Raw genomic sequence first — 16,433 nt, forward strand, 5'->3', positions numbered from 1 at the left:
CGTCTCCTCCCCCGGTCGCGGCGAACATAAATCTCGCTCCCCCGACCCCTTTTTGGTCGCTCGCGGGAACCACCGGGCATGCCCGCCGACTTGGAGGAGAAGACGGACCGCTACGAGCGGATGCTCGCGGACGCGCTGGCGGTCGCGGAGCCGCGTCCCCCGGCCGACACGCCGCTGGGCGAGGCGGCCGCCGACGTGGCGGAGATGGCCGAGTCGTACCTCGACGACGGCCGGCACTTCCGCGACGACGGCGACCCGGTGAACGCGCTCGCCTCCTACTCGTACGGCTACGGCTGGCTCGACGCCGGGGTCAGACTCGGGCTGTTCGCGGTGCCCGACGACACCGAGCTGTTCACGACTTGAGGTCGGGTTCGCCTCGCTTTGACCGCCAGTCCCTCTCGCCCCGACCGTCCGGAACGCTCCCCGAGGGACGCGCTTAAGCGGTGACGGCCGCCACTGGTGACATGGACGAACTCGTCGACCTGACCGAGCGGCTCGTCTCGATCCCCTCCCACGAGGACGAGACGGCCGCGGGCGACGCCATCGAGGAGTGGCTGCGCGCGGAGACCGACGCGACCGTCGAGCGCGACGACGCCGGCAACGTGCTCGCGTTCGCGGGCGCGACTGACGATCCGGACGCCGACTCGCTCGCCTTCGTCGGCCATCACGACGTCGTGCCGCCGGCGCCCGAGCAGACCGCGGGAGAGGGACTCGACGGCGAGTACGTCGTGGAGCGCCGCGACGGGCGGATCTACGGCCGCGGCACGGCCGACATGAAGGGGTCGGTCGCGGCCGCGATGCTCGCGTTCCGGGACGCGACGCCGCCGGCGGGCCGAGAGCTGATCTTCGCCTCGTTCGTCGGCGAGGAGATCGGCGGCGAGGGTGCGCGCCACGCGATCGACGCCGGGTTCGCTCCCGACCGCGCGGTCGTCGCCGAGGGGTCGACGAACTACTCGAAGCCGGGCGTCACGGACGTGGTCGTCGCCCATCGCGGACGACGGGGGTCGCGGCTCGTCGCGCACGGGGAGGCCGCGCACGCCTCGGAGCCGGAGGCCGGCGAGAACGCGATCTACCGCGCCTGCGACGCCATCGATGGGGTGCGCGACCTCGACGTTCCCGATGCGACGGTCCTTGGGAACGACGTATCGGGGTCGCTCGCGGTCACGATCGTCGACGGCGGCGAGACGTGGAACGTGATCCCGGAGCGCTGCGAGGCGACGGTCGACGAGCGGACGGTCCCCGGCGGCCGCGCGGACCTCGCTGGCGTCGCCGAGGCGACTCCTGGCGTCGAGCTCGTCGTCGATCAGGACCTCCCGCCGATGGCCTGCGGCGACGCGGCGTTTGCCGACGCCGCGCTCGACGTCGCCCGCGCGGTCCACGACGAGCGCGGCCTCGACGCGCCCGAACACGTCACCAAGCCACACGCGACCGACGCGGGGTGGCTCGCGGAGGCCGGCACCGACTGCCTCGTCTGCGGCGCCTCCGAGCCCGGCGAGGCACACACGGACACCGAGAGCGCGGGCCTCGACGTCCTCGACCGCTGTTACCGGATTTACGCCGGGATCGCCGAGCGGGAGCTGTAGAGCCGTCGGGGGAGCAGTGGGCCGATCCCCTCGACTCGCGTCCGACCCCGTATGGAAGGGGTTTTATGCGCTCCGTGGAAAGTGTGCGCCACTATGGGAGACAAGTCAAAGGCTCAAAAGAAGCGTCTGGCGAAGGCGGAGCGCCAGAACACCCGCGTCCCCGCGTGGGTCATGATGAAGACGGACATGAACGTGACGCGAAACCCCAAGCGGCGCAACTGGCGCCGGAACGACCTGGACGAGTAAATGTCGACGAACGACTTCGAGGAGCGCGTCGTCACCGTCCCGCTCCGCGACGCCAAGGAGAAGCCCGTCCAGCAGCGCGCCGACTACGCCATGAAGATCACGCGACAGCACCTCGCCAAGCACTTCTCCGTCGACGAGGGCGACGTGATCATCGACGGCTCCGTCAACGAGGCCGTCTGGGAGAACGGGCGACAGAACCCGCCCAGCACGGTGCGGGTCCGCGCGGCTCGGTTCGTCGAGGACGGCGAACCGGTCGTCGAGGCCGAACACGCCGAGTAACGTGTTACGGGCGACCTTCACCGGCTCGTCGTACGTGGGCGTGTTCGCCCGCGCCGTCGACGACCTCCTGTTAGTCCGGCCGGACGTCGACGAGGACCTCGCCGAGGACCTCGGCGCGGAACTCGGCGCGGAGCCGCTGCTGACGACGGTCGGTCGGTCCAACACGGTCGGAGCGCTCGCGACGGGCAACGAGCAGGGCGTGCTCGTCTCCTCGCGTGCGACCGAGCGCGAAAAGGACCGCATCGCCGACGCCGCCGGCGTCACGGTGCGCGAGCTGCCGGGCGAAATCAACGCCGCCGGCAACGTCGTCCTCGCGAACGACTACGGTGCGTACGTCCACCCCGACCTCTCGCGCGAGTCGGTCCAGGTGATCAAAGAGGCCCTCGACGTCCCCGTGACGCGGGGCGACCTCGGCGACGTCAGAACAGTCGGCACGGCGGCGGTCGCCAACAACACGGGCGTGCTCTGTCACCCGCAGTCGACGGAGTCGGAGCTTCAGGCGGTCGAGGAGGCGCTCGACGTCCGCGCCGACCTCGGCACCGTCAACTACGGCGCGCCGCTCGTCGGCTCCGGCCTCGTGGCCACCGACGAGGGGTACGTCGTCGGCGAGGACACGACCGGCCCGGAACTGGGCCGGATCGAGGAGACGCTCGGCTTCATCGACTGAGCAGTTCGCCGACGCTCCCCGTCTTTCTCAACTCAGTTCGTATCGCACTTACACATTTAAGAGTCGCACCGGAGTTGGGTGCGGTATGCCCGCTATCGAGTGTCGAAACCTCTCCAAGTACTACGGCGACGTCCGAGGGATCGAAGACGTCTCCTTCGCTGTCGAGGACGGCGAGGTGTTCGGCTTCCTCGGCCCGAACGGCGCGGGGAAAACGACCGCGATCCGCACCCTGTTGGGATTCCTCTCGCCGACGAGCGGCGGCGCGACGCTGCTCGGCCGCGACGCGACCGATCCGGTCGAGTCCCGCCGCGCCCGCGAGCGAATCGGATACCTCCCCGGCGACCCCGGACTCGACCGCGACCGCACTGCGAAGGCCTTTCTCGACCACCAGGCGGCACTTCAGGGCGAGTCGAGCCGAGACGACCTCGTCGACCGGTTCGACCTCGACGAGTCCCGCCGCATCGCCGACCTCTCGCGGGGGAACCGGCAGAAGGTGGCGCTGGTAGCCGCGTTCATGCACGACCCCGACCTGCTGCTGCTCGACGAGCCGACCTCCGGGCTCGACCCGCTGCTGCAAGAGGAGTTCGCCGCCCTGGTGCGCGAGCGCGTCGACGACGGGGCAAGCGTCCTTCTTTCCTCGCACGTCCTCGGCGAGGTAGCAGCGCTCTGCGACCGCGTCGGCGTCCTCCGAGAGGGGCACCTCGTCGCGGTCGAGTCCGTCGCCGAACTCCGATCCCGGGGCGGAAAGCAGGTTCGGGTCCGCGTCGCGGAGGACGTCGAGCGCGGCGACTTCGAGCGCCGCGGGATCATGAACCTCCGCGTCGGCGAGACCGTCTCGTTCACCTGGACCGGCGAGTACGACGCGCTGATCGACCTGCTCTCGGGCTACACCGTGCTGGACCTCGACGTCGTCGACGCACCGCTCGAGGAGGCGTTCATGACCTTCTACGACGGCGACGTCCCGGGACCGGTCGGCGGCGAGCGACGGCGGTCCGGGGGGACCACCGCCGCCGAGACGCCGTCGGATTCGACCGCCGCGCCCGGAGGTGACGCCGAATGAGCGACCGCGCGACCCCGTGGCTCGCGATCGCGCGGTACGACGCCGCCGGGCGGGCCCGCGGGTCGGCCGTGGTGACGGGCCTGCTCTCCGCGTTCCTCCTGCTGTTCCTCGCCTTCTTCCCGTCGCTGGCGACCGCGGACGTCGACCTCGACGCGTACGTCGAGGCGTTCCCGCCCGCGCTCCGAGAGGCGTTCGGGATCATCGCCATCTCCTCCATCGAGGGGTTCCTCGCGGTGGAGTTCTACCAGTTCGCGTGGCTGCTCCTCGTCGGCCTCTACCTCGCGTACCTCGCCGGGGGGACGATCGCCGGCGACGTCGCCTCCGGCCGGATGGACCTCACGCTATCGGCGCCGGTCGCGCGCCGCGACGTGGTTATCGGGCGGTTCCTCGGGCTGGTTCCGCTCGTCGCGCTCCTGAACGTCGTGCTCCCGGTCGTCGCGTACGTCGGCGTCCTCGCGGTCGGGGAGACCATCGCGGTCGAGCGGCTCGTCGCCGTCCACGCGCTGGCGGTGCCGTACCACCTGACCTGCGTCGCGGTCGGCATCGCCGTGTCGACGCTCGTCTCGCGCCCGGGGATCGCCCAGCGGGTCGCGCTCGGCGCGCTGTTCGCGCTGTTCATGTTCGAGTCCGTCGTCGCGAGTACCGACTACGCCGAGGCGGGAGACCTTAGCCCGACGGCGCATTATGACCCCTCCGCAGTCCTCGTCTTGGGCGAGTACGACCTCACGGGCGCGGCGGTCCTGCTCGCGGCGACGACCGTCCTCGTCGCCCTCGCAGTCGTTCGGTTCCGTCGCGCGGATCTCTCGGGTTGAAAGCCGCGTTTCGGGACTCTTCCGCCGTTGTTCGAGGCCGATTCGTTCCGACCTCGGCCGCCTCGCTGCCTGTCCCTTTTTAGGAAGATACTTCCCTGTCCCTGCCGGATCGGGGAACATGAGTACCTACACGGTGAGTGGACGGTTCCAGAGTCGAGACGGCGACCAGCCGTTCACGAAGGACGTTGAGGCGGAAAACGAGGACCTCGCCCGCGAGCGAATCTACACCACGGTCGGGAGCCAGCACAACCGCAAGCGCACCCAGATCGACATCGAGGAGGTGTCCGAGGAATGATGGGCGGCGGACAACAGCAGCTCCAGCAGCTCTCGCAGGAACTGCAGGAACTCGACGAGGAGATCGAGGCGCTCGAAGCCGAGATCGCGGACTACCGCGAGGAGCAGGCTGACATCGACGACGCGATCGAGGCCATCGAGACGCTCGACACGGGCGCGACCGTTCAGGTCCCGCTCGGCGGCGGCGCCTACCTCCGCGCCGAGGTCCAGGACATCGACGAGGTCATCGTCTCGCTCGGCGGCAACTACTCCGCTGAGCAGGAGCAGGACGACGCCATCGACGTCCTCCGGCGCAAGCAGGAGGCGCTCGGCGACCGCATCGAGGAGACCGAAGAAGAGGTCGACGAGCTCGAGTCCGAGAGCGACGAGCTCGAACAGCAGGCTCAGCAGATGCAACAGCAGATGCAACAGCAGCAGATGCAGCAGATGCAGCAGACCGAGGAAGAAGACGGGGAGTAAGACGGAGAGTAGACCGTGTTCGACGGACTGAAAGACAAGCTCTCCGGCTTCCGGGAGGACGTCGAGGAGTCGACCGAGGTCGAGGAGGAAGCGGCGCCGGACGACGGGGCGGCCGCTGAGAGCGACGCGGGCGACGCCTCGGCCGACCCCGCAGACGACGCCGACGCCGCCGCAGCCGAGACCGACTCCGACGAGCCGACCGCGGACGGCGACTCGTCGTCGAGCGACGACGAGCCGAGCACCTTCCAGCGCGCGAAGGCGTTCGCGACCGGCCGGATCATCATCGAGGAGGAGGACTTAGAGGAGCCGCTGTGGAACCTCGAGATGGCCCTGCTCGAAAGCGACGTGGAGATGAGCGTCGCCGAGCAGATCCTCGACAGCGTCCGCGAGAGCATGCTCGGCGAGTCGCGAAAGCAGGTCCAGACGACCGGCGAGCTCGTCGAGTCGGCGCTTCACGACGCCCTCCTCGACGTTATCGCGGTCGGCCAGTTCGACTTCGAAGAGCGGATCGCCGAGGCCGACAAGCCGGTCACCATCGTCTTCACCGGCGTCAACGGCGTCGGGAAGACGACGAGCATCGCGAAGCTCTCCGAGTGGCTCGCCGACCGCGGCTACTCCTCGGTCCTCGCGAACGGTGACACCTACCGTGCGGGCGCCAACGAGCAGATCCGCGAGCACGCCGACCGGCTCGGACGCGACCTGATCAGCCACGACCAGGGTGGCGACCCGGCGGCCGTCATCTACGACGGCGTCGAGTACGCGGAGGCGAACGACATCGACGTCGTCCTCGGCGACACGGCGGGCCGGCTCCACACGAGCGACGACCTGATGGCCCAACTGGAGAAGATTGACCGCGTCGTCGACCCGGACATGACGCTGTTCGTCGACGAGGCGGTCGCGGGCCAGGACGCGGTCAACCGCGCGAAGGAGTTCGACGACGCCGCCGCGATCGACGGCGCAATCCTGACGAAGGCCGACGCCGACTCCTCGGGCGGCGCCGCCATCTCGGTCGCGTACGTCACCGGGAAGCCGATCCTCTTCCTCGGCACCGGCCAGGGGTACGACGACATCACCCTGTTCGACCCCGAGGACCTCGTCGAGAGCCTGCTCGACGAGGAGTGACCGCGGCTTCGGTTTTTGCTGCGCAGACTCACCGTATCCCCGAGCGACAGCCCTCGAAGGCGGCGCTCGCGGGGTGGTAGTCCGGCTCGACGCCCGGCGGCTCCGGCGAGACGGGCTCGCCCTAGGTCCCCGCGGGCGGGAGCTTCTTGTACCAGAGCCCGGCCGGACCGCGGTACGCGTCGGCGCGGTCGACGAACCGCTCGCGTCACTCGCGGAACCGATCGACCGCTCCCTCGTCGCCTCGCTCGCTTGCCCGCTCCGCGAGCGCCGCGGCCGCGCCGATCCTCTCCGCGATCGCCCAGCCGTACCGGTCGCCGACGATGACGGTCCCGTCTGCCTCGACCGTGTACGGCTCGCCGCTCTCCGGGTCGAGCAGCAGGACCCTAATCGTCGCCGGCCCGGGCGGTCGGCTCCCCGCGTTCGTCGCCGTGAGCCGCGAGCGTCGGCGACTCCGCTTGGTTCACGATCCGCGCGGCGGCGGAGACGGAGACGATCCCGAGCGCGGCGCCGGCGACGACGTCGGAGAGCCAGTGGATCCCGAGGTACATCGTTGAGAACACCACGGCGGCCGCGACCGCGGCGGCGACGGGCGTCCACCGGGGGTGGGTCCGTCGCGAGCGCCACGCGACGGCGACGACGGCGACCGAGAGGGAGGTGTGAAGCGACGGGAACACGTTCGTGTTCGAGGCCACCGCCGCCGTGAGGTCCTGCGTCTGCGGGTACACCCGGTACATCAGTCCCGAGACCGACTCCAGGTGGTTCCGTGGCCCGTACGAGATGAACAGGGTGTAACAGACGGTGCCGACCGCGTAGTTCAGCAGGTACGCGACGAGCAGCTCCTTTAGGCGTCGCTGTCCGGGTCCCGGCGAGAGGAAGTACGTCACCGGCGCCGCAACGAGGAGGAACGCAAATCCGACCATGTAGCTCACGGTGAAGAACTCCAGCGTCGCGTCCGGGGTCAGGTCTTGGAGAACGGCCACGAACCCGCCCTCTAGGGCGTACAGCTCGTCGGTGATGTTCCAGTCGAGCGCCCGCGAGAAGCGCAGACGGTACCCCTGCGTGAGCTGCTTGACCGCGAGCAGCGCGAGCGCCGCCCCGAGGTAAGGGGCGATCTCGCGGACGCGGTCGTCGGCTTCGGTCATCGCGCGGGACACCTGCCGGGGCCCGATGCAGAGGAGGGCTGTGACCGCCGTCCCGGCGACCACTGAGAGGCCGGTGGCGGCGGTCACTTCGAGGAGCGCCATCGTCGGGTTCACAGCGCCACAACACATGAGTGACACGGTGTCAACACGAAACGGTAATCGTTCGAGGCGAACCGGTCAACAGCCGGTATCGACGCCAACGATGAGACCGATTTCGCGCTCCACGTCTCGGGGCCGAGTCGCCGCAGGTGGGGCTCAAATCGACCGGTAACGCGGCGTTACCGATGGACCGCTCCGATACGGCGTCCATAACAATCCGCCCGACTCCCATCCGAGAGGACGCATTGAAACGAACGAAGATATCCGAGGACGACGAGGGGAAGCGGGTCGTCAACTCCACCAGAAAGAAGATCGAGATTGTGAAGACGGTGAAAACGGGCGGGCGTACGTCGACCCCCCTCCCGGAATCGCAGACCCCATTCGCTCGCGGCTCGGGTGGGGAGACGCGGACGAGGACGATTACGAGCTCGAATCCAGCCGCATCGCCGACATCAGCGACGACGAGGTTCGGCGCAAGTCCTAATCCACGACCCTACCGTGCGAAGTAACCTATCTGATGGCCGACGTACCGAGGCTGGACCACCCCAAAATCCGCCCGCCGAACGAACCACCACAAGCCATGACCGAATCTCTCCTCACTAACGACCTCATCTTGACCCTGAACGACGGCGACGTCGCGCTCGAATGGGTCGTCACCGGCTGGCTCGACGACTACGAAGGACTCGCCGAGTAACGCCTTCTCCCCGGTGTTCTCGGTGGCCTACGGCCTGTACAGAAGCGTCGGCAACACTGCTATTTCGATATAGCGAGATACAGTTTATCTGTTCGGCACTAAGCAAATTCTCGTTGCCACACAAAACACAGAATTTTACCCGTCCCCAGCAGTTCACACCAGAAGCCGGTACACGTTCGTCTTGTAGACCTCTCGCACCTGGTCCCCCCAGTTGTGCGTGTAGGTGTCGATCACGTCGTCGGCGACGTCGCCGCGGAGGTACTTCACCACGCCGCGGTCGCCGGTCCTGTCGCGGAGGTGCGTCGTGAAGAAGTGCCGGAAGTAGTGGGGCGTGACGTTCTCGTCGGCGCCGCCGCCGGTCCGGTACCACCCCTCCTCGCGGGCGTACCGCTCGACGACGTGTCTGACCGCCTGCGGTCGGAGCCGTTCGCCCCACCCCTCCGCGGTACCGACGAACAGCGGCTCCGCGGGCGACGGCGAATCCGGTCGAACGGCGAGCCACCCCTTCAGCGCCCGACGGAGCTCGTCGTCGACCGGGATCACGGTCCCGCGCTTCCGCTTATTCGCGGCCGTTCGCACCTCGCCGTTCAGCTCCTCGCCGACGGTCGCCTCGGCGGTCACGAATATCGAGTCCGGCCGCTCGGACAGCGCCGGGCGCCCCCCGAGCGAGTACGCCGCTTCGAGCCCCGGATCGGTGACCGACAGGTCCCGTAAGTCGAGGTTACAGAGCTCGCCGACCCGTATTCCGGTCTTCAGGAGGGTGACCACGAGCGCGCGGTGGAGCGGGTGGCGGATCCCGGCGACGAACGACCGCATCGCCGGGATCGAGACGTCGCGACGCGCCGGATCCTTGTCGACGGTCTCGTCCATTTCCTCCATCACCAGCGTCATCGGGTTGCCGTCGAAGGCGCCGACCTCCGTCATGTACCCGTAAAACCGGTGGAGGTAGGCCGCGTACGTCGCGACGGTGCTGTCCGCGACGTCGCCCCGTAGCGAGTGGACGAACGACATACAGTCGCGGTGGGTCGCCGACTCCGGTCCGGTGTCGTCCAGAAACTCCTCGAATCGCCGGAGGACGCGCTCGTACGACTCCCGGGTCCGGTCGGTCTTCCCATGGTAGGTGAGGTCCTCGAGGAAGTAGCCGACCGGGTCCTCGGGATCGGGGGCCGCGCGCGTGCTACTCATCGGTCAACACGTACCCCCCATCCCGGCCGCTGTACCGAATCCGGTTTCGTTCTTGGAGGTCGTCGAGGGTCGCCTCCAGCTCGTCTTCGACGTCGCCGACCACCGCCTCGACGAGTTCGTCCCACGAGCAGGGGCCCGATTCGAGAGCCGTCCGGACGCCCCTTTCGAGGTCGTGACCCCCAGGGTCGGCGGCCTCGGAAGCGGGTTCCTCGCGCTCGCCCGAATCGGTCGGTGCGAACCCCCGGCGCCCGGCCTGTACCATCGTCCTGACGAACTCGCTCAGCGACATGTCGAGTTCGTCGGCGTGGTCACGCCACAGTTCCTTCTGTTCCGTCGGCACGTACGTCTTCACCGACTGTCGATCGCCTCCCATCGTTCTGGGTCGGTGGTTCTCACGGCCGTGACTTCAATCTATCCCAGATTTGCGGATAAGTGACCTTATCTCGGGGAGTGATACCCTAAATCGCCCGCTGAGAAAGAAATATCCTGAATTCTGATACCCTAGATCGTATCATCAAGGTACAGATTTTCGAATATCTCTTTCAGTAGCATATCCCACCGAAACGCCTGCCGAAGTACGCCGCTCAACTCGTCGTGAGTCTCCTCCGTCGACTCACACGCGTGCGTCCGGAGTACGACATCGGCCGATCATCTTGGCTCTCGAAAGAGAACGGAGCATATCGCTGCGGTCGGCCGACAGCGGATACTCGCGACGAGTCGATCCCACGCGTTGGGGCCGAAGTCCATCTAAGCCCGCACACGTATATTCTATGCCGCTATACAATACCGGACTCAGACGCGGATCTCAGAGTCGGCCGCCTCGTGCTCAAGCGCCCGGAGGACGCGAGAGACGGAATCGTCCGTCTCGGCCCCGTTACGCATCAGAACCGTCTCGCTGGGGAAGAGGTGTTCGCCCACGGAGAGGCCGTGTTCGCGCGCCGTGGAGCCGGTGACGGTGAGGTACACGCCGAGGCCGACCCGGGCGATCGCGGCCTCCTCCTCCTCGTCAGCGTCGGGATAGACGAACTCGACGCCGTCGAGCGCGTCGGTGCCCAACACGGCTGTGACGAGGCGCTCGTACCGCGGCGAGATACACAGCGGCCCCTCGTAGTCGGCGAGGTACGCGCGGTCGAACGTCGTGTTCGGCGCGCGCCGGTCCTCACGTCCCATCAGGGTGTGATACACCGTGTCGCCGAGGCCGGTCACGACGCGCACGTCGGTGTCGACCGGGTCGATGCGGTCGTTGATGTCGGAGATGTTGCCGAGTCCGGCGTCTCGAATCCCGACCACCTCCTCTAACACGAGGTCCGCGGAGTCGAATCCGAGCGCGAACTCGTGTGTTCGAAGCGCGCGGAACGGCTCCTCGCGACCGACGAGCTTGACCATCACGTCGCCCAGATCGACCGTCGCGGCGTCGAAGACGATCCGACGCGGCTTCCCGTTCCGGTCGTCGCGCAGTAGCGTGAACTCCGGCTCGGCCGGGGTCGCGGGGTCGGAGTACTCGGCGAGCCGCTCGTACGGGCCCGCGTCGGCGTCGACGGACCCCTTCGTGACGGCCTTCTCGTACCGGAGCGTGTTGCTCACGCCGTCCGCGAGCCGGTCGAAGCGGTCGTCGTCCGCGACGGCCGCGATCCGCTCTAAGACCGCTTCGAGCGGACGCCCCTTGCGGGGGACGGCGACCGGAACCGGATCTGTCATTGACCGATCTGCGGTCGGGCGGGTAAAACGGGTTGCGTTTTTGAACCGGTGCGGCGGGACGCGACTGCGCCGTTCTAAAGCGGCGCAACAGCGTCGAGAATAGTCGGTTTAGGGGCCGAAGGCCTCGTTGAGACGCGAGCGGAACTCGTCGAGTTCGTCGAGGTGGTCGTTGATCTCCTCGATCTCGGCCGCCACGTCGTCGAGGTCCTCGCCGAGGCGTCCCTCGATGTCGGTGAGCCGGCTGTCGACCTCCGCGAGGTCGTCCCACAGGTCGTCGAACTCCTCGTCGAAGCGGTCGAGCCCGGACTCCACGTCGTCGACGCGCTCCGCGGCGTCTGCGGCGCGCTCATCCGCATTTTCGGCCAGATCCTCGGCGTTCTCCGCGCGTTCGGCCGCCCTGTCGACCTCTTCGTACAGCGTCTCGACGTCGTCGCCCAGGTCGTCGACCGCGTCTTCGACCGCGTCGGCCTGCCCCTCGACTTGGTCGACGTCGGCAGCGAGGTCGTCGACGTCGGTCTCGACGGTCGTGACGGCGTCTCGGACCGATTCGACAGACTCGTCGACGGACGCGACCTCGCCTTCGACCGCCCGCACGTCCGCTTTCACGGCGCGTACGTCGCCTTCGACGCCTTCGACGTCGTCTTCGACGGCGTCCACCCGCTCGTCGACCGCGTCGACTGCCTCGGAGGCGGAGCCGACCGCGGAGTCGACGCGGTCGACGTCCGACGCGATCTCTTCGCGCTCGTCGTCCGCATGGTCAAGGCGGTCGTCGAGGGCGTCGACCTCGGACTCGACGTCGTCGACGCGTTCGTCGATCCCGTCGAGGATCTCCCGCGCCGTCCCCTCGCCGTCGATGAACTCGGCGAGTGCGTCGGCGTACGCCTCGATGTCGGCCACACTCGACTGGAGGCGGGCGATTCGTACGTCGACGCTGCGGGGCACCCCACCGTCGAACGCCTCCTCGATAGTCTCGATGTCCTCCTCCTCGGCCGCGCCGGTGCGGATCTCGGCTGCCAGCGCTGCCGCGAGGCCGCCCTCGCCGGGCAGGCTCGCGGGCTCGTCGCGCTCGTCGGCTTCGGAGTCGTCGCCGTCGCTCTCGACCTCGTCCCCGACCGTTTCGTCCACGGTCTCGTCGTCGGTTTCGGGCGTTTCGTTGGTTTCCTCGTCGGCCTCGACCGGTTCGGGCTCCGCCTCCGGCGCGGCGCCGATCGGGTCTCCCTCGTGCGCGGTCACGGCGGCCGTGCCCTCGTCGACCGCACGGGGTTCGGGCGCGTCGGGTTCTTCGTCGAGTTCCGGTTCGTCGTCGAATTCCGGCTCCTCGCCGCCAGCATCCGGTTCCGCGTCGTCTTCTGTCGCTTCGCCCTCGGCCTCGGCGGCCTCTTCTCCCGGATCCTCCGGCAACAGCTCGTCGTCTTCCGCCATGCCGGGAAGAGTCGCGCGGTCGCCGGAGAGTACCTCTCGCACCGCGTCCGTGTCGCCGGCGCCGAGGACGTCCTCGATCTCCTCGCCGACCGGGACGTGTTCGATCACCGGCGTCCCGAGGAACCCGTCGAGGTCGGGGTCGTCGTCGCGGATCCCGAACACCGTCTCCACGGTCTCGTCGGGGTCGATCACGCGTTCGAACTCCACTCGATGGTCCTTGTACGCCGTCCAGTTCTCGCTCTCGTACTCCGGGTGGAACCCCACCCGATCCATCGGGAACGACTCCGGGATCCGGTCGACGATACGCACCCGTACGGGGTCCTCGCGGTGCGAAGAGAGGGTGTACATCACCGCGGGCACGGGGAACGCGTCGTCCGTGAAGGATTTCTCGACGCGGATGCCGTCCTCGTCGACGGTCGTGGCCGCCTCTGCCGTCCGTTCGCTCATACCCGCACGTCCCGGAGCAGGGGCTTAAATTCCACGGGCCGGGTTTCGTGGGTGATAACCGAAACGCCGCGAAAACGCCCGCTCGACTCCAGTTTACAGGTCGATCCGGTCGCCGATCTCGACTATCTCCAGCCGGTTCGGCGACTCGTAGCTCCGCACGTGGTCATGAAGCGCGGTCGGGTCGGCGGTCAGGCCCTTCCACATGTCCCAGTGGGTGGGGACCAGCCGGTCGAGGCCGAGGTCGTTCGCGGCCGAGGCGATCTCGTTCTCGTCGCTGTACCACTTCGTTTGCACCGGCTCGCCCGTCTCCTTGTCGGGAACCGTGCCCTCGGAGCCGAACGCGAGGATCCCGAGATCGATGTCGAACCGCTCCGAGAGCCCCGTAAAAGACGGCGAGGGCTTGCTGTCGCCGGCGTGGAACACCGTGCCGGCGTCGTGTTCGATTATGTAGCCGACCGGGTGCGTGGCGTCGGCGTCGTGCGTCTCGACAACGTGAACGGTGAACTCGCCGATCCGCAGCTCGTCACCTTCCTGTACCTCCGTGAAGGCGGCCTCGCTGACATCGTATTCCTCGGTCCACGCCTCCTCCTCGCGGGCGACCGCGAGCGAGTCGTCGGGCGCGACGAGGTCGGCGTCGGTGTTCTCCAGGATCGGCGCCTGCGAGGGGCCGTGAACGTGGTCCGTGTGCTCGTGCGTGGCCAACACGGCGTCAGCGTCCTCGACGTCCGCGGGATCGAAGGGGATCGGAATCATCCGGATCGTCCGCGGCGGGTCGCCCGTACCGACGTACGGGTCGATCCAGAGGACCGTCCCTTCGCTCCCCTTGATCGCGAAGCCGTTACAGCCCAGGTACCACAGCGCAACCGTGTCGGGGTCGGCGTCCGCGACCGCGCGCGGCAGCCAGTCGCCCCAGTCGGAGTCGACCATGGGCGTCGATGCGGAAGCGGCGGGGGTAATTATTCCGAAGTGGTCCCGCGTTTTCGAGTCGATTCTGAATTACGTCGTCTGTTCTACAACGCAATTCTGTCTGGATTCAAATGTTTGTATCTTATATCGCTATATAGAAATCGGCAAGCGGTGCGAACCCAAACTGACTGTTTGGTATTTCTACAAACGAAATGAGAGGGTGAGCGATGGATCAGGAGACCAAACAGGTCGTACGAACGAACCCCGCGACAGAAATCCCAATTAGATTACAATTAGCGTGCTAATCAGGGAGATCTCAGATGGAAATATCGCTGAAAAAACAGAGCTACCGCTCGTGAAAACAGGCTCACACGGAGAAATCTGGCGGTCAGTCAGGCGGGTCGAACAGGCAGAACGCGACCAACTCGATCAGCTCCCCCGCAAGAATCGGCGGGGATTCACCAAGATCGACATCCACTGCGTCTCGCAGCACGAAGTTCGCCATTCGCCACACGTTATACAGCAGCGTACCGACCACAAAGTACAGGAACCGGATGCGGAAGTCCTTCGATGCCGTTGTTGGCAGGAAGTGCTTCTTGGTGGTCTTGTACTCGTTTTCAATCTCCATCCGCTGGCCGTACTGTCCAAGCAGCGCTTCTGCCCGGTGATGATCGATGTGCTCGTTCACCGTGAACACCGCGTACTTGTCACCGTCCTTCTTCGACGGCGTGTAGATGTACGTGATGTCGTGTTCACGACCGCCATACTCGTGCGTCCCGTGCCCGATACGACTGTCGTACGTGTCGTGGTCTTTAATCTCTTCAATATTCTCCTTATCTACCTTCGCACGGGCTGGCTTCCCCAGCACGTACAGCAATCCACGCCGGTCGATCACGTCCCGTGTCTCCTTGCTGCTGAACCCACGGTCAAGGAACACCTTGTGAATGTCCACGTGCCGGGATGCCTGCTCTAACAATCTCTCTACGATGTCAGCACGAGACGTTCGCTCAACATCCCATCCCATCTCGTGTTCCCACTTCCGCTGATCACGGACGGGTTCCACCCCGAGGACAATCGGTGTGTTTTCTGCGATAATCGTGATGGTCGCAAACTTGTATCCACGCTCATCGCTGTCTTTGAGCCCGGAAACCAAATCCGGATGCTCGGGGTCCAACAGTTTCTCTTCCCCGTCAATGGTCACTCTGATGGGGTCTCTGTCCGAGTCACGAGCTTGTTTCTCGGACATGAACGGCGAGGCATAGAAATTCCACGCAGTGATGTCTATCGCCGCGTGAACCGGTTCCGTGAACCCAGCATCATCGTACTCCTCATGCGTAAGTTCGTCTAAAATGTTTTCAACACCCGCGTGGAACGGTTCGAGGACTTCGTCACGGATTCGTTTCCACGCCGGAACCTGCTTCCCAGTCACGAATTCATCGAACGTGAGTTGCGAGTCAGGCTTGGCGACCTTCTTCATCGTACGGTTATGCGAAGAGCCGTGCGGAACGCTTTCTCGTTCGCTAAGCCGGGCGAACCGGCGCGATGGAGTCGTTGTCCCGGCCCGAGACATATTCAGGTACCCTTGTCGCTCGAAATACGCTTCCAACGGGTACTTCGCGTTACTGGCGCGATCTGCGGTGAATTCACTGAACCCAAGTTCAGTCGCACGCTCCACCGCGTCCATGATCTCCGTGTCACTGACCTGGTCGTGCTGAACCGTTTCAGGGTCAAGTGCTGGCTCATTCGTCCGGATGATGTCGTGATCGCTGTACACTGACCGAATGACTTCAGCAGCGTCTTTCAGCAGTCGGCGTTCGTCCGGGACGAACCGTTCTCGCTTATTGTGACTGATGATCTGCTGTGAGATCGGGCGGTCGAATCCGAGACGGAGATGCACGTACGCAGCGCCTTGCAAGCGGCGGGCGAGCTCCGACTGATTCAGATCGCGTGCGTGCTTGTAGAGGAATAACCGAACCATTGGTTCCAAATCGAACTTCGCACGACCGGGGTCGTCGTACCCGCTGAACCACTCGGCACCGATGTCGAGATTCGTGATGATGCGTGTGATGTGGTCGTGAATGTGGCACAGATCCTCTGTCTGGGCCTCAATAGACCGAAGGATTTCGTCTGAAGACGGTGTTTCAGACGCTGTCATCGACACCACCTTTCCGGAAGTCGTAGCTCTTGGTGACGCTGAAGGGAAGCAGGAGTTGACGCGTGGCTCCCGACCGCGAGCAGACCGTGGCCGAATAGTGGGGAGCCGTTCATAGCGTACCAGTATATTACTTCGAATCGAAGTGTAAGTATCGGGGTGTTGT

At 66.3% G+C, this 16,433-nt stretch carries 18 protein-coding genes; 11 read left to right on the forward strand and 7 right to left on the reverse strand.

Features of this window, described 5'->3' with window-relative positions; translation table 11 throughout:
* Positions 1–78: 78 nt before the first annotated feature.
* The 10 genes from ACOZ35_RS04885 to ftsY all read left to right on the forward strand — a co-directional run bounded on the left by ACOZ35_RS04885 (position 79) and on the right by ftsY (position 6,522).
* Entirely contained in the window at positions 79–363 is a 285-nt protein-coding gene (locus ACOZ35_RS04885) for a DUF357 domain-containing protein (protein ID WP_424015326.1), read from the forward strand.
* A gap of 101 nt (positions 364–464) precedes the next feature.
* Positions 465–1,583 carry a M20 family metallopeptidase gene (locus ACOZ35_RS04890; protein ID WP_424015327.1) on the forward strand — a complete coding sequence of 373 codons (1,119 nt, stop codon included), beginning with the start codon at positions 465–467 and terminating at the stop codon, positions 1,581–1,583.
* Between the two features lie 93 nt (positions 1,584–1,676).
* Positions 1,677–1,829 carry a 50S ribosomal protein L39e gene (locus ACOZ35_RS04895; RefSeq protein ID WP_004050128.1) on the forward strand — a complete coding sequence of 51 codons (153 nt, stop codon included), beginning with the start codon at positions 1,677–1,679 and terminating at the stop codon, positions 1,827–1,829.
* The gene (locus tag ACOZ35_RS04900; protein WP_004595726.1) at positions 1,830–2,108 is read left to right on the forward strand and encodes a 50S ribosomal protein L31e; all 279 of its coding nucleotides are present in this window, start codon (positions 1,830–1,832) and stop codon (positions 2,106–2,108) included.
* A gap of 1 nt (position 2,109) precedes the next feature.
* Positions 2,110–2,775, forward strand: coding sequence for a translation initiation factor IF-6 (locus ACOZ35_RS04905; RefSeq protein WP_424015328.1), 666 nt, complete (start codon positions 2,110–2,112; stop codon positions 2,773–2,775).
* An 85-nt stretch (positions 2,776–2,860) separates the two neighbouring features.
* Positions 2,861–3,835, forward strand: a complete 975-nt coding sequence (locus ACOZ35_RS04910) for an ABC transporter ATP-binding protein (protein WP_424015329.1) — start codon at positions 2,861–2,863, stop codon at positions 3,833–3,835.
* Complete coding sequence (locus tag ACOZ35_RS04915; protein ID WP_424015330.1) at positions 3,832–4,647, forward strand: ABC transporter permease; 816 nt, start codon at positions 3,832–3,834, stop codon at positions 4,645–4,647. The genes ACOZ35_RS04910 and ACOZ35_RS04915 overlap by 4 nt, the downstream gene beginning before the upstream one ends.
* 118 nt (positions 4,648–4,765) lie before the next feature.
* A complete protein-coding gene (gene rpl18a / locus ACOZ35_RS04920) occupies positions 4,766–4,942 on the forward strand; it encodes a 50S ribosomal protein L18Ae (RefSeq protein WP_017343293.1) in 177 nt (58 codons plus the stop codon).
* On the forward strand, positions 4,942–5,400 hold the full coding sequence (pfdA, locus tag ACOZ35_RS04925) for a prefoldin subunit alpha (protein WP_424015331.1): 459 nt from the start codon (positions 4,942–4,944) through the stop codon (positions 5,398–5,400). The genes rpl18a and pfdA overlap by 1 nt, the downstream gene beginning before the upstream one ends.
* 15 nt (positions 5,401–5,415) lie before the next feature.
* Positions 5,416–6,522 (forward strand): signal recognition particle-docking protein FtsY, encoded by a 1,107-nt coding sequence (gene ftsY / locus ACOZ35_RS04930; protein WP_424015332.1) that lies wholly within the window; start codon positions 5,416–5,418, stop codon positions 6,520–6,522.
* 383 nt (positions 6,523–6,905) lie between these two features.
* Here ftsY and ACOZ35_RS04935 read toward each other — a convergent pair whose 3' ends face one another.
* Complete coding sequence (locus tag ACOZ35_RS04935) at positions 6,906–7,766, reverse strand: phosphatase PAP2 family protein (protein WP_424015333.1); 861 nt, start codon at positions 7,764–7,766, stop codon at positions 6,906–6,908.
* 182 nt (positions 7,767–7,948) lie between these two features.
* On the opposite strand from ACOZ35_RS04935, the gene ACOZ35_RS04940 reads away from it, so the two are divergent.
* Positions 7,949–8,272: a hypothetical protein gene (locus ACOZ35_RS04940; RefSeq protein WP_424015334.1), complete on the forward strand. Its 324-nt coding sequence runs from the start codon at positions 7,949–7,951 to the stop codon at positions 8,270–8,272.
* 338 nt (positions 8,273–8,610) lie between these two features.
* Here ACOZ35_RS04940 and ACOZ35_RS04945 read toward each other — a convergent pair whose 3' ends face one another.
* From ACOZ35_RS04945 to ACOZ35_RS04970, 6 genes are all read right to left on the reverse strand, one after another.
* On the reverse strand, positions 8,611–9,642 hold the full coding sequence (locus ACOZ35_RS04945) for a tyrosine-type recombinase/integrase (protein WP_424015335.1): 1,032 nt from the start codon (positions 9,640–9,642) through the stop codon (positions 8,611–8,613).
* Positions 9,635–10,015, reverse strand: a complete 381-nt coding sequence (locus ACOZ35_RS04950) for a DUF5805 domain-containing protein (protein WP_424015336.1) — start codon at positions 10,013–10,015, stop codon at positions 9,635–9,637. Before ACOZ35_RS04950 ends, ACOZ35_RS04945 begins: the two co-directional genes overlap by 8 nt.
* Before the next feature lie 419 nt (positions 10,016–10,434).
* Positions 10,435–11,340 (reverse strand): hypothetical protein, encoded by a 906-nt coding sequence (locus ACOZ35_RS04955; protein WP_424015337.1) that lies wholly within the window; start codon positions 11,338–11,340, stop codon positions 10,435–10,437.
* A 108-nt stretch (positions 11,341–11,448) separates the two neighbouring features.
* Positions 11,449–13,209 carry an alanine-zipper protein gene (locus tag ACOZ35_RS04960; RefSeq protein ID WP_424015338.1) on the reverse strand — a complete coding sequence of 587 codons (1,761 nt, stop codon included), beginning with the start codon at positions 13,207–13,209 and terminating at the stop codon, positions 11,449–11,451.
* Between the two features lie 93 nt (positions 13,210–13,302).
* Positions 13,303–14,136, reverse strand: a complete 834-nt coding sequence (locus ACOZ35_RS04965; RefSeq protein WP_424015339.1) for an MBL fold metallo-hydrolase — start codon at positions 14,134–14,136, stop codon at positions 13,303–13,305.
* Between the two features lie 367 nt (positions 14,137–14,503).
* The gene (locus tag ACOZ35_RS04970; RefSeq protein ID WP_424015340.1) at positions 14,504–16,270 is read right to left on the reverse strand and encodes a transposase; all 1,767 of its coding nucleotides are present in this window, start codon (positions 16,268–16,270) and stop codon (positions 14,504–14,506) included.
* Between the last annotated feature and the right edge of the window lie 163 nt (positions 16,271–16,433).

It is taken from the genome of Halorubrum xinjiangense, from assembly GCF_049604745.1.
In the GTDB taxonomy this organism is placed as follows: Archaea; Halobacteriota; Halobacteria; order Halobacteriales; family Haloferacaceae; genus Halorubrum; species Halorubrum xinjiangense_A.

What these genes read in the sequence shown, in the direction of transcription:
- ACOZ35_RS04895 (WP_004050128.1), top strand. Translation starts at nt 1,677, where the DNA reads ATGGGAGACAAGTCAAAGGCTCAAAAGAAGCGTCTGGCGAAGGCGGAG.
- ACOZ35_RS04960 (WP_424015338.1), bottom strand. Translation starts at nt 13,209, where the DNA reads ATGAGCGAACGGACGGCAGAGGCGGCCACGACCGTCGACGAGGACGGC.
- ACOZ35_RS04945 (WP_424015335.1), bottom strand. Translation starts at nt 9,642, where the DNA reads ATGAGTAGCACGCGCGCGGCCCCCGATCCCGAGGACCCGGTCGGCTAC.
- ACOZ35_RS04940 (WP_424015334.1), top strand. Translation starts at nt 7,949, where the DNA reads ATGGACCGCTCCGATACGGCGTCCATAACAATCCGCCCGACTCCCATC.
- rpl18a (WP_017343293.1), top strand. Translation starts at nt 4,766, where the DNA reads ATGAGTACCTACACGGTGAGTGGACGGTTCCAGAGTCGAGACGGCGAC.
- ACOZ35_RS04965 (WP_424015339.1), bottom strand. Translation starts at nt 14,136, where the DNA reads ATGGTCGACTCCGACTGGGGCGACTGGCTGCCGCGCGCGGTCGCGGAC.
- ACOZ35_RS04910 (WP_424015329.1), top strand. Translation starts at nt 2,861, where the DNA reads ATGCCCGCTATCGAGTGTCGAAACCTCTCCAAGTACTACGGCGACGTC.
- ACOZ35_RS04900 (WP_004595726.1), top strand. Translation starts at nt 1,830, where the DNA reads ATGTCGACGAACGACTTCGAGGAGCGCGTCGTCACCGTCCCGCTCCGC.
- pfdA (WP_424015331.1), top strand. Translation starts at nt 4,942, where the DNA reads ATGGGCGGCGGACAACAGCAGCTCCAGCAGCTCTCGCAGGAACTGCAG.
- ACOZ35_RS04885 (WP_424015326.1), top strand. Translation starts at nt 79, where the DNA reads ATGCCCGCCGACTTGGAGGAGAAGACGGACCGCTACGAGCGGATGCTC.
- ACOZ35_RS04890 (WP_424015327.1), top strand. Translation starts at nt 465, where the DNA reads ATGGACGAACTCGTCGACCTGACCGAGCGGCTCGTCTCGATCCCCTCC.
- ACOZ35_RS04935 (WP_424015333.1), bottom strand. Translation starts at nt 7,766, where the DNA reads ATGGCGCTCCTCGAAGTGACCGCCGCCACCGGCCTCTCAGTGGTCGCC.
- ACOZ35_RS04950 (WP_424015336.1), bottom strand. Translation starts at nt 10,015, where the DNA reads ATGGGAGGCGATCGACAGTCGGTGAAGACGTACGTGCCGACGGAACAG.
- ACOZ35_RS04955 (WP_424015337.1), bottom strand. Translation starts at nt 11,340, where the DNA reads ATGACAGATCCGGTTCCGGTCGCCGTCCCCCGCAAGGGGCGTCCGCTC.
- ACOZ35_RS04970 (WP_424015340.1), bottom strand. Translation starts at nt 16,270, where the DNA reads ATGACAGCGTCTGAAACACCGTCTTCAGACGAAATCCTTCGGTCTATT.
- ACOZ35_RS04915 (WP_424015330.1), top strand. Translation starts at nt 3,832, where the DNA reads ATGAGCGACCGCGCGACCCCGTGGCTCGCGATCGCGCGGTACGACGCC.